An 18324-nucleotide genomic window follows, 5' to 3' on the forward strand; every position below is an offset into this window, starting at 1 on the left:
CCTCTCTCCTTCCTTGCGTTAGTATTCTAGGAAGCAACCGCAGCCGCCGATGTCAAATAAATCTATTTGCATATCATTTTCGATCTCATAATGTAGATCCCTGATGGTAAAAGGCTTACCATCACGTTTCATAAAGCTATATCTTTGGACTTCCATGTACACACTGCTAGCAGTCGGATGAATGTATAGTTTCGGCCGAACTGCTCGGTCGTAAAAGTAATCACGATATGCATCATCCAGACGCTGCAACTCCATCTCTTCTAATTCTGGCGGCAGTTCCGCAGCCTTGATGTAACGGTAAGCTGATACGCAATTCCAAAGGTAGTGTTCTTGCTCCATAATCCTCCTAAAGACTGCTGGCATTCGCTTTTTAAGCAACTTATAATGCCCTTGTCCAGCCTTTACGCAGCGCCCATTACAGTTGTTATGCGAAAAGCCGTAATCATACATTTTCGGCTGCCGGATGCCGTGCTTCAGTAGAATTTTATCTGTCCATATGTTGTGGTCTATCAATGGCATTTCCACCCGGAACGGTGCCCAGTTCTTTACTATTGCTGGCTGCCGGTGCATCTCGTCGAAACCAATTCCGAAGTAAAGCGTGGCGCCAGTGATAAAGTCCTCTTGCCTCAGATACTCGCGGTTCCGCCATTTCTCGATGGCTGGCGGCCTTCCTTTCATGAGAAAATCACGGGCTACCTTCATTTTCAGGAGTTTCGAGCAATCACCGATCCGGGAATTGAATACAAGCTTCTTCTCGAACATGAGCTGCAACGGATTCAATCCGGCGCTGTGCGTGAGCATTGGCAAACGCAGCTTGTCCGATGCCTCATCAATAAAGCGGTACAGGTCTTCGTGCTCCCAAAGTGTGTCTGTAAAGTACAACAGGATATTGTCTTCCGGGTACTGAGTTTGAACCCAATCGGCCGCTGCAAAACTGGCCTTTCCGCCAGAAAAGAATATGATGTGGTTCATGCTCTCCCCCTAGTCATCAAACCACCCGTAACCGAACGGTTTTTCTTGTGTCGAAGCGCTCACTATATCCTTCATAAGCTCACCGAAGGTTATCGCGTTCTTTTCCGAGAGTGATTCTATGAACCGCTTTTCCTGCGCTTTCAATCTTCGGCCTGCTGCCGTTGATAGCAGTTCCATAATCGGCTCCACCCGCTTCATTTTCAGTCGTTCTTCTATCTCTGCCTTTTTCAATTCGGCTTGTCTTCGGTTGTGTTCTTCCCAATCTTGTTCATCAAACCAGAAATGGTTCCCGTGCCGAGTTCTGTATATCAGAATCCATTTCTGTAGCTCTTCCTCGTTATCTTGGATTCTCGTGTGGCAAAATCGATTGACACGCATCCCGTTTGTTTTCACACCTCTGCCGCCTCTCCCGCGTGGCATGACGTGGTGGGTATCATCATCCGGTCTTCCGCAGCCACATTGACAAATTCCGTCCGCTTCCTCGATTAGCTCTTTAACTACATCATGCGGAAACTCCGCCCGATCTGCGCGGGTTGGCGTGTGTTGATGATGAGCTAGGATCTGTTTCCTCCACGGTTGAATCTCTTTCTTTTTCTTCTTGACGAATGCCAATTTCCGACCCTCCTAATCGTGGTGTCTTCTGTTCCAACGTTCGAACGCTTCGTTTATGTCAATAGCTAGTCCAGTAGCAGCAAAACAGGTTTTGCAGCTGATTCTATACCCGCCATATTCCTCTATCACCTTTGGAGAGTCTCCGCAAAAAAGGGCAATCCTTTGTACCCGCTTCGCTTGTTCCGTTATTCAATGGCTTTTCCCGCTTCCGTTGCTTGGCATCCTTGATGGATACACTTCCCGTGGAACGATATACACTGTATGCCTCCTGTTGCTGCTCCGCTGGTAGACCGGATAGTTCATAGGCGGTAGACATATTTACATTGCCTTCTTGCAGCTCTGCCTTAAACTCAGGAGCGAGGTTCTTTGATATTGCTTCCATCCTCGCAACCTGTGTTGGTGATACGTCCAATGTGCTTGCAATGAGATCCCTCAATCTTCCTGGTATCTTGTCCCGCTTCTTGATCTGTTCCAGAATTGTTCGCATCTCTTCTGCCTGCTTGATTTTTTCCCAGTCGGATAGTTGTCTCGCTGTTGAATTGGTTGTGATGAGCAGCAGCTTTTCGCGTAGCTCATCCTCTTCGGTTTCTATGATGCAGGGCACTTTCTCAAACTCCCGCTTCCCCTCTTCTGCCAGCGATAAGGCTGCGAGACGTCGACGGTGGCCTGCAATTACTCTGTATTTGTCACCGACGGGCTTCACGATCAGGTTTTGCTTGATTCCAAATGTGGCAATCGATAGTTTCAGTTCCTCGATCTGCTCCGTCGAGTAAAAGTTATCTTCGGATGGTTCTAGATCGTACACGGATATGTGCGATATTTTGTAATTGCTTACTGGCTGCTGTTCCTCTGATTTCCCGCTACCATTCAACAATTGGTTGAGGTTGAACTTTGCCACTATGCTCAACTCCCATTCGTGTCCGAATCGGACACGTTCAGATATTCGGATACGAGTTTCAGATAATCCATTGCCGCCCCGCAGCGGCGTGAATATTCGATTATCGGCATAGCGGCGAACGTGCTCTCGTCCACCTTTTCCGTTTTGCGGATATGAGTCTGGAACAGAGGGAAATCCTTTTGGTTATGCAGCCATTCTTCGCCCTGCTCGTTTACGTCATTCTTTTGGTAGCAAGTGACGAAACAACCTCTCAGGCTGATGCTTGGGTTCAAATCTTCGCGTGTATTGTCTATCTGTTCTTTCAACTCTGCCAAGCCGTCGAAAGCGAATTTGTCGATCTTAACGGGAATCAGAACGTCATCAGATGCCACTAGTGCATTGATAACAGATATGTTGATGTCAGGCGCGTTATCTATGATGCAATAGTCATAACGATCCGCTACTTGGTTGAGGGCGTTTCTAAGCCTTGTCTGCTGCGGTCTTGTAGTGTCTAGTAATACTTGCAGATTGGCGCGAAGCAGATTCATGTTTGCTGGGATAACGTCCAATCCCGCATAAGGAGTGGACATGATAATTTCATTGATGTTCAAATTCCGCTCTGTCATGACTTCGGCAATGCTGGGCTCGGCATAATTGTGAAGGCCGAACATCTTTGATGCATTTCCTTGCTTGTCATTGTCCACGAGCAGTACCCGCTTCCCATGTACTGTTGCAAGGATGTGGGCAATATTTACTGAGGAGATCGTCTTCGCCACCCCGCCTTTAAGGTTGATGATGGATATCGTTTTCATGTCAGCACCTCTTCTATTTCAATTTCGATTCTCGGATTTTTCCGATCCACCCGAAAACGGTGGGTAACATCCCCGATCTGTTTCCATTCATCGTTTTCAATAATCCCCGCTTCCTTCAACCCATCGAATATGAACTTTTGCCCCGCCATGATGTTGTCCTTGTCCCTACGCTTGTCTTTGCAGTACCAAATGATTGTCACATCGATTTTTTTGGTTCTCTCAATACATGGCAGTCGCTTCGCAGTCCACGCCACAATACTCGTATTCGTCTCTTTCATTTCCCTATAGGACGACCAATGCGATTTTGCAGCATCTATAATCTCGTTTAGCGATGGCAACTCGCCCTCAATTTCGATCTTCATGCCTTTACCCTCTTTTCGAATGTGTATAGTTGGCATTGAAATATGATCATTCCCTCGCCCTTCGGAATTTCAGGTATATTGCCCACCCTGTGATGTCGTTGTAAGCCGCTTTAGCCTCTGTAACATCCCATTTGGGGTATATCTTTTTCCAGTAGCGTTGGTTGTCTATTTCATCTCTGACAATCCGTTCTACTTGCCGTCTTGAATATTTGTGATCATTGGTTCTATATTCTGGCTTCTCTAAATTCTGCGAGCAGCTCCAACGCTTCTTGCCTTTTGGATCTTTCATGAGGTATCCTGACAAGTCTTCTAATCCGTTGTCATTTGGCTGCAATCTTTTCGTATTGGCGTATCCAATCCAGTCACCCTTTTGCTGCCCTTTCTTCTTTGGTCTTCTCCACAGATTCTCCACCACATCCCGTTCCAACCCGCCATTCATGATGATGTGATGATGGAACCTCTTCTTCTTTCCCCTCGTCTCATCTCCACCCTCTGTGATGAGAACGTACTTTAACGGGGGCAATCCTTCCTTCTTTCTTTTGTGCGCTACTCTCCGTAAGTAGTTCGCCACTTCCTTCATAGCCTCTTCCAATGTCTCTGGTTCTATGGCATAGGTAAGGATTACGTGCAGATCCTCTTCCCCAAAGTTCGTTTTTACTATCAGTTTGCAATATCTCTTTGCGTTTTTATCATTAAGGTTCTTCTGCTTGGGAAGGCTCTCTTTCTTCTTCTTCGCCCTTCCTCTTTTTAAAGGAGTGAGGATGGTGTGGTTGTAAATGTCCACCTCCATATACTCCTCGCCACAATATATCTTCTTCTCTCGCATGACATTCTTCACGGCTATATTCCCCCAGCTGTGTTTTGCCCGTATATCTATTCCTGTGTATAGGGTTGTACTACCCCATCGTTGGAATGATAATACCCATTACAAGCTCGTAAACGCTACAAGCGCGTTGCTTTGTCGCCGCGAAGTTTGCTATACTTAATAGGAGTTTATTAATAGCATTCCGCTTTGACTTCGCCCCGTGGTCGCTTCTGCAAAAGCGTCCATCGGGGCGATTTAATTTCTATATTCATTTCTCATTCACTCTCTTAACTTCGCTCGCACTTGCTATGACGACTGAATTTTTGCTACGATCCAACAATTCCACTTGGATGTACGGTTTGTTATCGACATACCTATAAATGACTGCGGTGACTTGACTGTATGTAATTCCCCGATGCTCCACAGGCTCCCCGTTGGTCATGGCTGCTTTTAATTCATCGTTTGTCACGCCGCAGTCTCCCTTTCAGTTGTTCGTATTGCCTCCGGTACATTTGACGGGCGCTGTGCGCTTGAGCGGTATCGGCCATTTGTAACAAGTTTAAGCAAACACGCAAACGTTGCTTTCGCTCCATCGCTTCTACCTCCTTGCTAGAATTTAAATCCTAACTTCTCGGCTTCGACTGCTGCCCAGCTCACAAATGGATAACGCACTGAATCGATAGATTCACGAACGAATCGATCTGCCAGATGCTCCAGGAGTTTGTCTGGAATAAGCATGTTGTGCCCCCTTACCTTTAATTGTCTGGCTATCACTCTCCCCCATATGTAGAATGTAAGTGTCCAGCTTACAAATCTAGTAAGGAAGGAGGTGAAACCATTGAACGAATCTATGTTGCTCCAAATCCTACGCACTCTTCCCCACAAAAATCACAGGGATCATGGTTCCGTAATTTTACGAGGAGACATTCTTGAAACCTACAAGCATTACAGCGATTTGCCAAAGGAATTGCTTGATACGTGCCTAGAGAAATTAGAAGTACAAGGTGCGATTGAAATCTTCAGAATGGATGATTTCATAACCGCTGTTCGGTTGAAAAAGCCTGAATGAACGTATGTTTTTTGATCCATTTACCGATTTCATGCAGTTCTTCCCACGTCCGCCCATCTTTCACCATGTAATATAGAAGTCGGGCGGTGTTGAATGTTCCCATTCTATGTAGCTCTCTTTCGGGAGCTACTTTTTCATAGCCTGAATTGTCCTTTACTCCGCATTCTATGTTGGCGGCGAAGCAAATGAAATCTGCTCCGATCTGAACTAACTCCTCCGTTATTCTTCCTTTTTCAACCTTGCAAAAAAGTTCCCACGCGATTTCTGCCAGTTCTGGATTCTCCGGTTTGTCTTGATGCACATAACCGATTTTCTTGCCCACTGACATATAAAATCGATGGCTAACTCCATAAATGAAATTCATGGCTTCTTCGAAGTCATCTGGCGTATAGTCGATGAGTTCATAAGATAGCTTAAGCTTCCCCTTTGTGCCATTTGGCATGGTGAATTCTGATACTTCTTCTATGATCGGAAGCGAATTATTGAGTTTCTCTTTTTTCGGCCTCAATGAATTCCTATCTCCGTGTATCTTTTCTGCCGAAGCATGCAGCCCGGCATATAGCGGCCACCCTGCCGAATCAACCTTTTCAATGATTTGTGAATACGGTGCTGGCTCGTATTTCCCGCCTCTAAATACTTCAATACGATCGTTCTTGCTTAATTCGATCATGCTGCCGTCTTCACGCTGCAGCGATACTTTGCCGTCTTCTACAACCAATTGACCAGTTACAAACTCCTGCTTTCTTGACATCCTTTCCACGCCCTCTTCCATTATTCGGTTCATGCAGGTTTGTTCTCTTGCTTCTTTTGAAGCTCTGATGCGTATTTGATGTTTAGCTTAGAGATATACTTGTGAAGTTTCTTCCACGCTTCTTCGCTCATCCCCGGATTGTTTGGTTTTTCCATTACGCTCTCTCCTCTAGCCGATTTTTTTGATGAGTTGATAAAGATCAGGACTAATCTTTTCTCTCACTGCAGCAATTCTTAATGTTGGTGGATCAATACCCAGAACCTCGGCAAGAGCAATGTTTACTTTGTCAGATGCGGGATTTTTTGTTCCGTTTTTCAACATAGATATATAAGAACGATCTAACTTAACCCCCTTCTTCTTCATCATGTCTGCAATGTTTTGGTAAGACATTCCGCTATTCTCAATGTGGTGTTTTATCAATTCTGCATAGTTCAAATCATTCACCTCCCGTTTGTGATTATTTAGTCACTAGTGAACTTCTTGTCACAATAATAGCTTTTATAGCATTTTTCGTCAATGACTATTTAATCACATGTTCAAAATAAGTGTTGAATAAATAGTCACGCATATGGTAATCTTATACTTAAGAAAAGGAGAGATGATCACTGTGGACTATGGGAGACTGGTGAAAAAATACATTGAAGAAAGCGATTTAAGTTTAGGCGAAATTGCTGCGAGTATGGGGGAACTAGGAGTCAAAACCGATAGGTCGTACCTTTCGAAATTGAGAAACAATCCTAAATATCCAGCTTCTGAAGAAGTTAACAAGGCTCTTGCGAAAGTCACCGGGGGCGATGAAGACGCTTTGATATTTGCCGCATTTATGGAGAAGGCGCCCGAAGTGGCTAAAAGATATTTTTCAAAAATTAGCGATTTAGATTCTTACTTAAGTAAATTTGCAGATGCTATAAACGACGATAACCTCAAAGAGCTTTTGGAAGTTATTAATGTAGATGAAAAGATTGAGTTATTCAAAATAATTGCCGAAGACGCAACGCAACAAGGAATGAATATCAACTCATTTATTATCAAGGAATCAAAAACCCCTTATTCCTCTGGCACTGACGACATCACCCCTTACATCATGGACAATATGAAAAGAATACCTCTAATTGGTCAGATTGCAGCTGGGCAACCAATTGATTGTGCAGAGTATTATGAGGGCTACACTTGTGTTGATCCAGCTGTTTTAAGAGGGCGCGATGGATTTGCGTTAAGGGTCAAGGGAGATAGCATGATTGGGGACAGAATATATAATGGAGACATCGTTGTAGTTGTTATGCAACCCGAAGTATTACCATCTGACATAGCTGTTGTTCGAATAGATCGAGGGGCGGCCACTCTTAAAAGAGTAAAAAACAAGGCGACTTTTGTATATTGTCACCTTCTAACCCTTCTATGGAACCCATTTTGGTGCCAGCTAAAGATGTTGAAGTAGTAGGCAAAGTTGTAGAAGTTAAATTCCAATTGTCATAGGAGAGTAACTATGAAGACCGCAATATATGTACGTGTATCGACTGATGAACAAGCGGAAGAAGGATACTCAATTGAAGCTCAAAAGAGGAGACTATTAGCGTATATTGAATCTCAAGATTGGACTCTTTTCGATATTTTTATCGATGATGGATACTCCGCCAAAGATCTCGAAAGACCTGAAATGAAAAGACTACTTCACTGCATCTCTGAGAACATGATCGATGTTGTTTTGGTGTACAGGTTAGACAGATTGACTCGTTCTGCTTCTGATTGCGATAAACTCCTTAAATTATTCGAAGAACATAGCGTGAAATTTCAGTCTTCGACCGAATCATTTGAAACTAGAACCGCAGCAGGAAGACTATTTATACGATTGATAGCTGATATTGCCCAATGGGAACGCGAAACTATAGCAGAACGCGTTCGTTTTGGCATGGAACAAAAAGTAAGAGAAGGCAAAAGACCAGGAGCAAAATTCCCTTATGGCTACGACAAAAAAGGAATACAGGTAGTAGAGGAAGTAAAGATAATAAAACGTTTGCGTTATATGTACATGGTGGAACGCTTAAGCTACAAAAAGATAGCTGAACAATTATATATTGAGGGTGTTGATCGTCGTGGGTATGCATGGACTGCCTATACAGTTCAGTTGACACTTGAAAACCCTTTTTATGCAGGGATCATTCGTTTCGGGTCGAAACTACCCAACGGAAAATATACACAAAGAAATGTAGAAGAACGGGTAGAATGCGTTTACGGTGATAGTCAGTATGAGGCTATTTGGACAATTGAGGAGTTTAAAGAGCATACGGAACGCATGAAATCCCGATCCAGTAATGGTTATTCACGAAAACTAGATTATTGGTTCACAGGGTTACTGCGTTGCGGACGCTGTGGCGCTGCAATGTTTGGTAGACTAACTACCAAAAGAAGTCTCAAAGATGGAACGATCGTTAGAAACCCTTACTATTGGTGTAGTAATAGAAAAAGCAATAACTCATGTGACATGCCTATGTTTAGACAAAGTCATGTTGAACATTTAATAATGGAACATATCAACAAAATAGTTTTTGACCAGGAATTAATGGAATCTGGGCATCATGACTTTGAAGAGGAAGCCAAGAAAAATTCAAAAGAAATCGCAAAAATCAAACGGAAGCTTGATGAATTTTCGAAACGAAAAAAGAAATGGCAATATATGTTCGTTGAGGATTTAATAACATTTGAAGAACTGAGAGAACGACTTAAAGAAGAGGATGAAAACACTGAAATAGAAAGCAAGAAACTCAATTCACTAAATGTCGACTCTGGATTTATTATCGACACTCCTCGCTTAATAAGACTTAGAGACGCGTGGAATTTTGCGGACGATTCTGAAAAACAGGAACTCTTAAGAACAATCTTTAACACAATAACACTAAAAACAGAATGCCGGAATGTCAAAGGGGTCAAAAACAAATTTTTCGATGCAGAGATCGAAGTAAAATACAATTAATGATGTGCACTTTGTATTGCTAGGTGAACCATCATGGCCTGTGTTCATCGCCTGAAGCATATCCAATGCTTCAGCTCCACGCACTTCCCCCACGATTATGCGGTTCGGCCGCATTCGAAGCGAGGCGCGAATCAGGTCTCGCATCGCAACGGCTCCCTTGCCTTCGGAATTGGCATTTCGCGTTTCGAGGGATACCAAGTTTGGAACTGAATGAATTTGCAACTCTGCCGCATCCTCGATTGTAATCACCCGTTCATCAGTTGGAATAAACTGGGACAGTGCGTTTAGAAATGTCGTCTTTCCCGAGCCCGTACCCCCGCTGATGAACAAATTGTATTTCCCCTTAATCAAGGTTTGCAGAAATTGAGCCGCATCGTCACTCAGCGCGCCATAGCAGATAAGATCCAACATGTGAAGCGGCTTCGATGGAAACTTTCGAATCGTAACTGCTGGCCCCTTCAGTGCAATCGGCGGAAGGACAACATGAACCCGCGAACCATCCCGCAATCTAGCATCAACAATTGGCGAAGATTCGTTCACCGTACGATTTACTTGAGAGACAATGGCCTGAATAACATCCTCCAGCTTTTCCTCACTTTCAAAAGAAAGATTCAGTTTTTCCATATAACCTTGGCGCTCTATGAATAATTCTCGATGGCTGTTGACCATAATTTCCGTTATTTCGGGATCTTCTACAAGCGGCTGAAGCGCGTCAAGACCACGGAAGGAATAAAAGACTCTGCGCACCACAGTTCGAAGATCAGCCGATGCCAAGTGTGCAGCCTGCGAAAAAGTGAACAAAGCTTGCTCGATTCGCTCCATCAAAGCCTCATCAGATAGCGGATCTCCCCATTCCATACTCTCACGCACCTTCTGCCGTATCGTGATATACAATTCATCAAGCGACATGCGATCCGTTTCTATCTGCAAATGCCTTTTAGTCTGGACTGGCTGATTATCCTTTCCCCGTATCATTACAAATTCACCCCTTAGCGGCCCAAGCTGAATAGTCCCAACTCTGTTCCAGCCCATTCCTCCAAGGTTGAACGAAATACACTGGATTGGAGCCATTGATCGAATCGATAAATTTGCTTCCATGCTGGAATGTAAGGTAAATATCCTGATATGCCTGCTTCTCGATGCTGCCATGCATTTTGCATGGAACCCATATATCGATTCAATACCACGCGTATTCGCTTCATTCGCTGACGAAGCACAGTCTCTTCAGCGCTTTCCCACTGCTGTAACAATATCCTCGTCTTCTGTAGATAGGCCATATCATCAAGTAGAAGCCATACAACCTGATCTGCCATGTCCCATACAGCTTCAAAAGCAGGATGAATATAGGCCCCTTCAACAATAATCAGGTCGTATTGTCCGCTGTCTTGAAGCGCAGTCAACAATGAACGCAGCAGGCTCGCATCCAGCCACTTCCACTCTTCAGCCAATTGAACTGGATGAAGCATTCGTGCACCGAGCATAGGAATAGTCAGCATAGATGACTCTATGAACAACGACTCGGACACATGCCCCTCCCCAGCCTTCTTTAAGTAATAAAAAAGCTGAGCCAAGGGGATTCGCCCTTCAGTCTGATCGACCATACCTTGAAGGAATACGCTGTACTCCTGAATCGGGTCAATGTTAAGTAGAAAAGGCCTTAATCCGGATTTAACAGCAATTGCTGCCAAGTGAAGCGCCATAGTGGTTTTTCCTATTCCTCCGGACGTTGAGGAAATGCCAACTATGCGACATGTGCGATTACCTCTCCATGGTTCCTCATTGATATCCTCCGATTGACAATATTCAATAATCGACTGCAGCAGCTGAGGGATCGGCTGATAAGGATTTTGTAAGTGGCATGGGAAGTCTATTGCTAGCGCTTGAGCAGATTGCTCAATAGACAATGCAACCACGATGATGCCTTTAACATCCTCCTTAGACAAGGTTCGAAGCAAATCTGGTTCAGCGACAAGCACATGTAGGCCTGGCTTCAGCCGCAAATAATGGCCTAGCGTATCGGACTGAGTAAATACGCGTAAATTCATCGACTCATAGTACATGGATTGCTTCCAATAATCCGTATAACCGTCCAGTATGCGCTTTTGCGGATGAGCAATCACAACATCCCATCTGCTAATACATCTCTCCCCTTCCTACTTCACGGTTTAGAACGCCCCTACACCATACCTGGACAAAACAAAAAACACCGCCATCAAACGGGCATTAATGCTAATGCCTCGCTTAATGACGGTGCTTCCGTACATTTTCCGTGTGAAGTTAGTTCAACAATAGCACAACAACATCCATAATTCAACATATTTTTCATTTCTTGAACATTACACTCTAGGTGTAGATGAATACATCGCAGGCTGCTTCAATTGGGCATAAAACTACGATAAATGAACGCCTTCTCCAATCCCCGCACAAAATAAAGCCCGTATCTCTAACAGATACGGGCCTTCGCGAATGATTCTAATATTTGAATTGAGATAAGGTTTCCTTGAGGTTTGAGGATACTTCCTCAAGCTGTTGCGACAACTCAACTAAGCGGTTCGAGACATTCAACTGTTCCGTACTTAATGATGCCACCTCTTCGGACGTAGCAGATGCCTCTTCAGCAACTGCACTTACATTGCTCATCGCTTCAACTAGAATGGATTGAGCCTCGTTCAATCGTCCAATCGAGCCCGTCACATTTCCAAGCTGTTGAATCATGCCATCCATTTGCTGCTGCACAGTCGAGAAGATTACATCCGTTTCCTGCACAGCTTCTGCTTGCTTCTGGAAGAGCGGGAACGCTTCCGACAGCGCCGTAACCGTCTCTGTAATCTCCAGCTGAATTTTCTCTGTAATTTGTCCAACGACATCGATGGATTGACGAGATTGGTCAGCTAGGTTGCGTATCTCATCTGCAACAACCATGAAGCCTTTGCCCGCAGTTCCTGCACGCGCAGCCTCAATGGTAGCATTCAAGGATAGGATGTTCGTTTGCTTCGTCATGTTATGAAGTACGTCCAATATTTACGAATCGATTGTGTACTATCGCTAAGTGTATTGACCTTCGTTGCAAGAGATCGCATCATATCTCCTGTTGAAGTCGTGCGGCTCATCAAGGAGGTCATATTTGCCGCCCCAAGCGTGCTCGATTCCGCAACAGCCTGAACAGAAAGATCCATCTGTCCATTTGCATCAATAACAGTCGTCATCTGTGAAGCAATATTATGCGTCAGATCATGACCGCGTTCTGCTTCAACAGCCAGAGATGTAGCACCTTTAGCTATCTCTTCAGTCGCAATCGCAATTTCCTTCGCGGAAATGGCCGTGCTGCGAGATGCTTCCGATAAGTAGGCAGCAGTATCCAAAACAGCGCGAGCACTTGCATCTGTGCTTTTCACGAGATCCGTAATTTGCTCCATCATCGTATTAAATCCATTTGCAAGCTGGCCAATCTCATCCTTGGACTTGGATACCGCACGAACTGCCAGATTTCCCTGTGCCCCTTCATTCATTAAATTGCGGAGCTTCACGAGCGGAGTAGCCACCCACTGGATAACCAGCCAGCCGATCACAACCGCGATGACAGCAGCAGCAAGCATGGAGATGAATGTAAGAGTCAGAATGGATTTCGCTTCTTTCACTAGCTCAGCCACAGGAACCGCTCCAACGAGCATCCAACGGCTCGATGGCATCTGATCATAGACAAGAAGCATGTCACCATCAGAATCAGAAGCCACCTTCGTGCTGCCGCTAACGACACTCGCCGTATCCTCAATATGAGGCATGAGCCACTTTGGAGCTTCCTTGGTCAGCTTATCATCATCTTCAAAATAAATATAATGTCCACTGCGGTTCATCACTTGAACCGTAGATCCGTCACCCAGATTAATTCCTTCCAGCGATTTCGAAAAAGTAGCGATTCGAATTTCCATCAGTACAATGTATTCGGCCATGCCAGAGTTCAAATCCCGCATCGGACGCGCAATTCCAAATGTAGCTTCCGGCGCCTTATCCACCCCTTTCGGCATAGTATCTACCCAAATAGATTGTCCATTGCTCTTCGTCGCTTCTTCGAACCATGCCTGTTTGCGCAAATTATCCAAATTGCCGCGCAGGCCAAGTGCAGCCATTGTGTTGCGCTTCGGATCGATCGGTATAAGATAAATATTTTCGATTAGCGGATTGCCTACGCTGTAGGTTTGCAGCGTTTTCGTAATCGCTTCCATCGTTTGAATCTTTTCATATGCGCTAATCTGATTGTCCTTCAACGTTTTGAGCGAGGCTGTTAAGTTAGGATCGAACATGATCTGCATCGTCATATTGTTGAACTGGGTCAGCTGAAGATCAATTTTTTGCGCGGCCTGAACCATCGTTTGGTAATTGGATTTAGATGCTTGATCTTCAATTGCATTCTTGGAGAAGAAATATGAAATCATGCCTACACTAAATACAAACACAATAATACTGATGACAAACACCAGAAATAGCTTCGTTCCTACGGAACGCGATGGATTCTGAAATACGGAGGAAACGAATGATTTCCAATTCAAATTCCACTTCCTCGGTGTCGTCCCTTGTGCTCTCTTAATCCCCTTGAACAACCGATTCATCTCCTTATCCCTATATGTACCTTTCCTGCTATCGAAAGCTCGTCCCCTTACATGCGGCTGCAAAAACGCACCTAAGGGGAGAACTTAGCATCCGTAATAACAAATGCTTGCTGCTTTACAACCTACTGCAGTTCCAAATCGAACGCCTGCACGACATCAAGCTTTGCTACCTGCACCTCGCGGAAAAACTGAAAATCAGGATGTTCTTCCATCAACTTCGTGCGTGCCTCCACTTTTAACTGCTCTTCTGTCATTGGTTCTTCTGACCCAATAACCAATTGATCTACGCGTTCTCTGTCCCTATGATCAAAATCAACAGCCTCAGTCGTAACATCCACGATATGGACATAGCGATATGGGCTGTATCCAACGTGTTTAAACGCATCATTCAGCTTCTCGTACTTCATCATCTATTGCCTTCACCTTTCTTCTCTTAACCTTGCTGTACTTTCACGTACTACTATATAATATCGGTTAATTAGTCCTATTTCACAATAGCATTATGAAACATTTTCCTCATTTTTTTATTACTCAATCTGTCAGTATTCCATTTCTCCGCGACGCAAAGACGACCATAAAGAGCAAAAACGCACCTGCTCGCAAGCAGATGCGTTAATCGCTTTAAGAGTCCCGCCCTACCTGGAGTTGGGGGGCAGAAGGACGGGCACCTTGCATGACATATACGTATTCCATATCGCATACACCACACCTGAATCTATTGTGCAGCATCTTTCATACCAATAAAAGGAGATAAATCACATCAATCTATCGTAAACCAGCTAATCCGCTAAAAAATGTACGACTGCCTTACATACCTGCTTCGCATGCTCAGACAAGGAAAATACATGATCCGAACCATCTATCCACGTGATGCCGGCTCGCCCTTCCATTGCGGCAGCTAAGCGATGCGAAATATAAGGAGGCACAGCGCCATCAGCGGTTCCATGAACGAACAAAGTCGGACACTGGATGCGAGATGCGGCAGCATACATATCGTGCTGAACAGTATCTTCCAGCAGCCCTTGACCTACGATGAAGCCGTTCATCTCCATGCGGCCTTCCTCCATCAACTGCTTAAAGCGAGGCCCAGACGCTTCCCTAGCTACAATATCAAAAATATTTGCAGCAGGACACAACCCCACCAAGCGATGCAGCTCATCTCCCAGCTGTGCTCCCGCCAGAAGCGATACCGCCCCACCCATACTGAAACCCAATAAGCTGACACGATTCGGATCGATGCCATCCATACTACGAACAGATCGGAATACTGCTAACGCATCAGCCAGTTCAGAAGACAGCGTCATTTCTTCAAACGTTCCGTCGCTCTCCCCACTTCCAGCAAAATCGAAACGAATGGCCGCCACTCCCGCTTGTGCAAGCTGTTCGCTTAGTCTACGAAAAAATCCCCTTCCTTCCAACATATGTCCTGTAAATCCATGACACATGACGACCGCTGCAACAGGAGCGCTTGCAACCGGTAGCGTAATTAGTCCACGCAGTGTATTGTCGTCCCGTTTCCATTCCGCTGCCTGCTTGCGAATACTGAAGGTGTGCTGCTCCATCCCTAACATACGATTTCTACTTCCCCCTTGAAAGTCACTATAATCGTATCTATTCGCCCTTAACCGTTCATGTTCCTTTTTAGCAGACAGGTTCATTTCGTTCTTTTTTCTAAAGCTGAACTTTTAATCTGAGCCACCCCCGCTTGTTCTTCTACTTCTATAGCTTCATCCGCTGTCTCTAGCGGCGACTCAGCATGATTGCTGCTGGTTACTGTACATCTCCCATCTGCAATCTCCGTGAACAATCTTCTAACTTCATCCCTTTGATTTTTGGCAACAAGCACGTACGCCACATCCCCAGCTAGCAGCTGCGTGGTTCCTTTAGGCGCTATCATTTCTTCACCGCGAATAACGGCAGTGATCAAGGTATCTTCCGGCAATTTGAGCTGATGAAGATAACTATTCTCCACGCAAGCCCCTGGTTCAATCGTTTTCTTGACCAAATCCATATTCGTCTTGCCGACCGATACCAGTTCAAGTGAATGTACTTGCTGTCCGCCTGGCTCCCCTGTCAGCCCAAACCGCTTCGCAAGCGGAGAAATGGTAGCGCCTTGGATAAGCGCAGATGTCAGAACAATAAAGAAAACAATATTGAAGAATAGCTGTCCATGCTCCAATCCTGCAATAAGCGGGTAAGTGGCCATGACAATCGGAACCGCGCCTTTCAAGCCAGCCCATGCGATAAGCGTCTTCTCCTTGCCCGTAAACTTGCTGTACATCAGACTGATAAACACGCCGATCGGTCTCGCCACGAACATGAGGAGTAGAGACAGCACCAAGCCTTGCCATGTAATCTCCAGCAGTTGAAAAGGGAATACGAGCAATCCCAGCATAATGAACATCATAATCTGCATCAACCACGAGAAGCCTTCATTGAATTTTACGATTGTATAGCGATACTGTAGATCGGAATTGCCTATAACTAGCGCCATTACGTATACGGCGAGGAAGCCGCTACCCTTCAGCAGCCCGACTCCACTATAAATGAGAATAGCGAATCCAATCGAAAGTACAGGATATAAGCCCGATGTATCGAGGGCAATCCGATTCAATACTTGAACAGCAATCCAGCCAGCGAGCAACCCTAATCCAAGTCCAAGCCCCATTTGCCACACAAATGAAAACAGCATTTCCCAAACCGATAAGTCCGGAATTTGAATCCATTGGATGAATGATATCGTCAAGAAGACCGCCATTGGATCATTCGTGCCTGATTCTGCTTCTAGGGTAGACGTTAATCGCTTTTTTACATTTTGACTGCCGAGAACCGCGAAGACTGCCGCAGCATCCGTTGAGCCGACAATCGCACCAATAAGCATGCCTTCCTTCCAGTCAATGCCCAAAATAAATACGGAGCACACTCCGAATATCGTAGCGGTAATTAACACGCCGATGGTCGCAAGCGACACAGATCCGCCAATTACGGGCTTGATGTCACGCCAGCTTGTCTGCATACCTCCATCGAACAAAATAATGATTAGAGCCAAAATCCCGAATAACTGCGTCAGATTCGCATTATCGTAATAAATAAGGGGATTCAATGCCATACCTACAATAATAAACAATACAAGTGATGGCACATTGAATCGATTCGAGAATTTGGCACTAACCACTCCCGCCAGAAGCAAACCACCAAATAAGAAAATAATCATATCCGTCGTCCACAAATTCGCATCAGCCCTTTCCGTCGTGTAATCGCTAACAGCATCATTTTGGGCAATCAATGGGAGGATTGCATGGGTATACTGCTAATACTCTTATTATAACGTATTCCGACCGAATAAATAAGGAAAACTTATGAACAGGCTGCGAAAAATAAGACCGACAGCAAAACAATGCTGTCGGCTTCAAGACGTGATCATAAGTATCATTTATAATTGTCTGCCCTTCTTCCCGGCACAAACAACACCTTGTGCAGTAAACTCTTCAACATTTCTGTTAATCCATACGTTTTCAACACATGCTTGACTGTAGTGTACGGACATCTTCTTCCCTCTGATTCATTGAAAAAATCGAATAAGGAAAGTTTGTTCGGTTGTAAACGTTTGCATTTGGTGCGGTTCTTTATTCCTTGATCAAAGATCGTACAACAATGGATAAAAAGTGAATACGAATAATATGCGGCAGCCATAAGGAAATAGTTGACAGGAAGAGATGGCAGCATCTCCTTGCTCGTTCACTTACCACTTACCTATAACTTCCTGTCCGTATGAGGATTAGTTAGAAAAGCAGACCTTATAAAGCGCCTTAGCCAGAGCCATATGCCCCACAATGCTCGGATGGACTCGATCCCAAGCTAGTGCAGCTGGATAGAAATGCTTGAGCAGATTATCCATAACCTGTTGCGTATCAACAAGCACTGCTCCATGAACATTCGCCAAATCCTTCACGATCCGGCCATATTCATCCATGGTCTGACGCATGGCATCTTCTTTGTTCGGTTCTATATAAAATGGCGTCATAAGAACAATCTCGCGCACATTTGGCTTGGAGCGTTCAATAAGATGAGTGTAAGTATCGGAATACCGCTCTGACCCTACATGTTGTTCGGACATGTAGGGCATGTCGAACTGGCGCCACACATCATTAATACCGATGCAAATGACGAGAACATCGGGCTCCAGCTCTTCGACATCTGTCTCCCATCTGCTCTCTAAATCAACAACTGTATTTCCGCTAACACCCATGTTTACAATGCGAATTTCCATTTCTGGATGCTCCGTTTGAACCAATGCATCGAACAAGGATACATATCCTTTTCCATTGGCTCCGAAAAGCCCCTCTCCATATGGCCTTGCCCGTTCACAATCCGTAATGGAATCCCCAATGACAACGACCTTATCCCCATGCTGCAGCATGATGCAATAACCTCCCCACACAATATGGAAACCATCTCCAGAACATACCCCGAATAAGGAGCTTTT

General features: G+C 44.8%; 22 protein-coding genes and 1 pseudogene. 3 read left to right on the plus strand and 20 right to left on the minus strand.

The annotated features are described in order from the left end of the window. Positions 1-18: 18 nt before the first annotated feature. The 9 genes from PAV_RS04365 to PAV_RS36800 form a co-directional block, all read right to left on the minus strand. Positions 19-972 (minus strand): phosphoadenosine phosphosulfate reductase domain-containing protein, encoded by a 954-nt coding sequence (locus tag PAV_RS04365; RefSeq protein ID WP_005543846.1) that lies wholly within the window; start codon positions 970-972, stop codon positions 19-21. A 9-nt stretch (positions 973-981) separates the two neighbouring features. Continuing rightward, positions 982-1584, minus strand: coding sequence for a hypothetical protein (locus PAV_RS04370; protein WP_005543847.1), 603 nt, complete (start codon positions 1582-1584; stop codon positions 982-984). 103 nt (positions 1585-1687) lie between these two features. Then, a complete protein-coding gene (locus PAV_RS04375) occupies positions 1688-2482 on the minus strand; it encodes a ParB/RepB/Spo0J family partition protein (RefSeq protein ID WP_005543848.1) in 795 nt (264 codons plus the stop codon). 5 nt (positions 2483-2487) lie between these two features. Next, positions 2488-3273 (minus strand): ParA family protein, encoded by a 786-nt coding sequence (locus PAV_RS04380; RefSeq protein WP_005543850.1) that lies wholly within the window; start codon positions 3271-3273, stop codon positions 2488-2490. Then, positions 3270-3635 carry a RusA family crossover junction endodeoxyribonuclease gene (locus PAV_RS04385; protein ID WP_005543851.1) on the minus strand — a complete coding sequence of 122 codons (366 nt, stop codon included), beginning with the start codon at positions 3633-3635 and terminating at the stop codon, positions 3270-3272. Before PAV_RS04385 ends, PAV_RS04380 begins: the two co-directional genes overlap by 4 nt. A 46-nt stretch (positions 3636-3681) precedes the next feature. Further along, positions 3682-4473, minus strand: a complete 792-nt coding sequence (locus PAV_RS04390; protein WP_005543853.1) for a rolling circle replication-associated protein — start codon at positions 4471-4473, stop codon at positions 3682-3684. Between the two features lie 235 nt (positions 4474-4708). Further along, positions 4709-4909, minus strand: coding sequence for a hypothetical protein (locus PAV_RS04395; protein ID WP_005543855.1), 201 nt, complete (start codon positions 4907-4909; stop codon positions 4709-4711). Next, positions 4896-5033: a hypothetical protein gene (locus PAV_RS35210; protein ID WP_005543857.1), complete on the minus strand. Its 138-nt coding sequence runs from the start codon at positions 5031-5033 to the stop codon at positions 4896-4898. Before PAV_RS35210 ends, PAV_RS04395 begins: the two co-directional genes overlap by 14 nt. Before the next feature lie 16 nt (positions 5034-5049). Next, positions 5050-5178: a hypothetical protein gene (locus tag PAV_RS36800; RefSeq protein WP_005543860.1), complete on the minus strand. Its 129-nt coding sequence runs from the start codon at positions 5176-5178 to the stop codon at positions 5050-5052. A 100-nt stretch (positions 5179-5278) separates the two neighbouring features. On the opposite strand from PAV_RS36800, the gene PAV_RS33165 reads away from it, so the two are divergent. Further along, entirely contained in the window at positions 5279-5509 is a 231-nt protein-coding gene (locus PAV_RS33165) for a hypothetical protein (RefSeq protein ID WP_005543863.1), read from the plus strand. Here the strand turns inward: PAV_RS33165 and PAV_RS35860 are convergent. Genes PAV_RS35860 through PAV_RS04405 form a run of 3 tightly spaced genes read right to left on the minus strand, consistent with a single transcriptional unit; the run spans position 5475 to position 6695 of the window. Beyond that, a complete protein-coding gene (locus tag PAV_RS35860; protein ID WP_005543864.1) occupies positions 5475-6293 on the minus strand; it encodes a hypothetical protein in 819 nt (272 codons plus the stop codon). The genes PAV_RS33165 and PAV_RS35860 overlap by 35 nt on opposite strands. Next, complete coding sequence (locus PAV_RS36805; protein WP_005543866.1) at positions 6290-6415, minus strand: hypothetical protein; 126 nt, start codon at positions 6413-6415, stop codon at positions 6290-6292. The genes PAV_RS35860 and PAV_RS36805 overlap by 4 nt, the downstream gene beginning before the upstream one ends. A gap of 13 nt (positions 6416-6428) precedes the next feature. Continuing rightward, positions 6429-6695: a helix-turn-helix domain-containing protein gene (locus PAV_RS04405; RefSeq protein WP_005543867.1), complete on the minus strand. Its 267-nt coding sequence runs from the start codon at positions 6693-6695 to the stop codon at positions 6429-6431. A gap of 172 nt (positions 6696-6867) precedes the next feature. On the opposite strand from PAV_RS04405, the gene PAV_RS32140 reads away from it, so the two are divergent. After that, positions 6868-7698, plus strand: coding sequence for a S24 family peptidase (locus PAV_RS32140; protein ID WP_005543869.1), 831 nt, complete (start codon positions 6868-6870; stop codon positions 7696-7698). 48 nt (positions 7699-7746) lie between these two features. Next, on the plus strand, positions 7747-9231 hold the full coding sequence (locus PAV_RS04415) for a recombinase family protein (RefSeq protein ID WP_005543871.1): 1485 nt from the start codon (positions 7747-7749) through the stop codon (positions 9229-9231). Between the two features lie 18 nt (positions 9232-9249). Here the strand turns inward: PAV_RS04415 and PAV_RS04420 are convergent. The 8 genes and pseudogenes from PAV_RS04420 to PAV_RS04450 all read right to left on the minus strand — a co-directional run. Further along, positions 9250-10140 (minus strand): annotated as a pseudogene (locus PAV_RS04420) (CpaF family protein); the annotation flags it as partial. 80 nt (positions 10141-10220) lie between these two features. Next, a complete protein-coding gene (locus PAV_RS04425) occupies positions 10221-11351 on the minus strand; it encodes a nucleotide-binding protein (protein WP_005543873.1) in 1131 nt (376 codons plus the stop codon). A gap of 352 nt (positions 11352-11703) precedes the next feature. Then, the gene (locus PAV_RS35865) at positions 11704-12231 is read right to left on the minus strand and encodes a methyl-accepting chemotaxis protein (RefSeq protein WP_238555738.1); all 528 of its coding nucleotides are present in this window, start codon (positions 12229-12231) and stop codon (positions 11704-11706) included. Further along, positions 12228-13829, minus strand: a complete 1602-nt coding sequence (locus tag PAV_RS04430; protein WP_238555739.1) for a methyl-accepting chemotaxis protein — start codon at positions 13827-13829, stop codon at positions 12228-12230. The genes PAV_RS35865 and PAV_RS04430 overlap by 4 nt, the downstream gene beginning before the upstream one ends. Positions 13830-13960: 131 nt before the next feature. After that, positions 13961-14248 carry a hypothetical protein gene (locus PAV_RS04435; RefSeq protein WP_005543874.1) on the minus strand — a complete coding sequence of 96 codons (288 nt, stop codon included), beginning with the start codon at positions 14246-14248 and terminating at the stop codon, positions 13961-13963. A gap of 369 nt (positions 14249-14617) precedes the next feature. Continuing rightward, entirely contained in the window at positions 14618-15409 is a 792-nt protein-coding gene (locus tag PAV_RS04440) for an alpha/beta hydrolase family protein (protein WP_040734951.1), read from the minus strand. 83 nt (positions 15410-15492) lie between these two features. After that, positions 15493-17052, minus strand: a complete 1560-nt coding sequence (locus tag PAV_RS04445; protein WP_081505688.1) for a potassium/proton antiporter — start codon at positions 17050-17052, stop codon at positions 15493-15495. A 564-nt stretch (positions 17053-17616) separates the two neighbouring features. Then, positions 17617-18261 (minus strand): SGNH/GDSL hydrolase family protein, encoded by a 645-nt coding sequence (locus PAV_RS04450; protein WP_040735445.1) that lies wholly within the window; start codon positions 18259-18261, stop codon positions 17617-17619. Positions 18262-18324 lie beyond the last annotated feature (63 nt).

It is taken from the genome of Paenibacillus alvei DSM 29 (assembly GCF_000293805.1).
In the GTDB taxonomy this organism is placed as follows: domain Bacteria; phylum Bacillota; class Bacilli; order Paenibacillales; family Paenibacillaceae; genus Paenibacillus_B; species Paenibacillus_B alvei.

Coding starts and splice junctions, on each gene's coding strand:
- PAV_RS04365 (WP_005543846.1), bottom strand. CDS start 972: ATGAACCACATCATATTCTTTTCTGGCGGAAAGGCCAGTTTTGCAGCG.
- PAV_RS04380 (WP_005543850.1), bottom strand. CDS start 3,273: ATGAAAACGATATCCATCATCAACCTTAAAGGCGGGGTGGCGAAGACG.
- PAV_RS04385 (WP_005543851.1), bottom strand. CDS start 3,635: ATGAAGATCGAAATTGAGGGCGAGTTGCCATCGCTAAACGAGATTATA.
- PAV_RS35210 (WP_005543857.1), bottom strand. CDS start 5,033: ATGGAGCGAAAGCAACGTTTGCGTGTTTGCTTAAACTTGTTACAAATG.
- PAV_RS36800 (WP_005543860.1), bottom strand. CDS start 5,178: ATGCTTATTCCAGACAAACTCCTGGAGCATCTGGCAGATCGATTCGTT.
- PAV_RS35860 (WP_005543864.1), bottom strand. CDS start 6,293: ATGAACCGAATAATGGAAGAGGGCGTGGAAAGGATGTCAAGAAAGCAG.
- PAV_RS36805 (WP_005543866.1), bottom strand. CDS start 6,415: ATGGAAAAACCAAACAATCCGGGGATGAGCGAAGAAGCGTGGAAGAAA.
- PAV_RS04415 (WP_005543871.1), top strand. CDS start 7,747: ATGAAGACCGCAATATATGTACGTGTATCGACTGATGAACAAGCGGAA.
- PAV_RS35865 (WP_238555738.1), bottom strand. CDS start 12,231: ATGACGAAGCAAACGAACATCCTATCCTTGAATGCTACCATTGAGGCT.
- PAV_RS04435 (WP_005543874.1), bottom strand. CDS start 14,248: ATGATGAAGTACGAGAAGCTGAATGATGCGTTTAAACACGTTGGATAC.
- PAV_RS04440 (WP_040734951.1), bottom strand. CDS start 15,409: ATGTTAGGGATGGAGCAGCACACCTTCAGTATTCGCAAGCAGGCAGCG.
- PAV_RS04445 (WP_081505688.1), bottom strand. CDS start 17,052: ATGATTATTTTCTTATTTGGTGGTTTGCTTCTGGCGGGAGTGGTTAGT.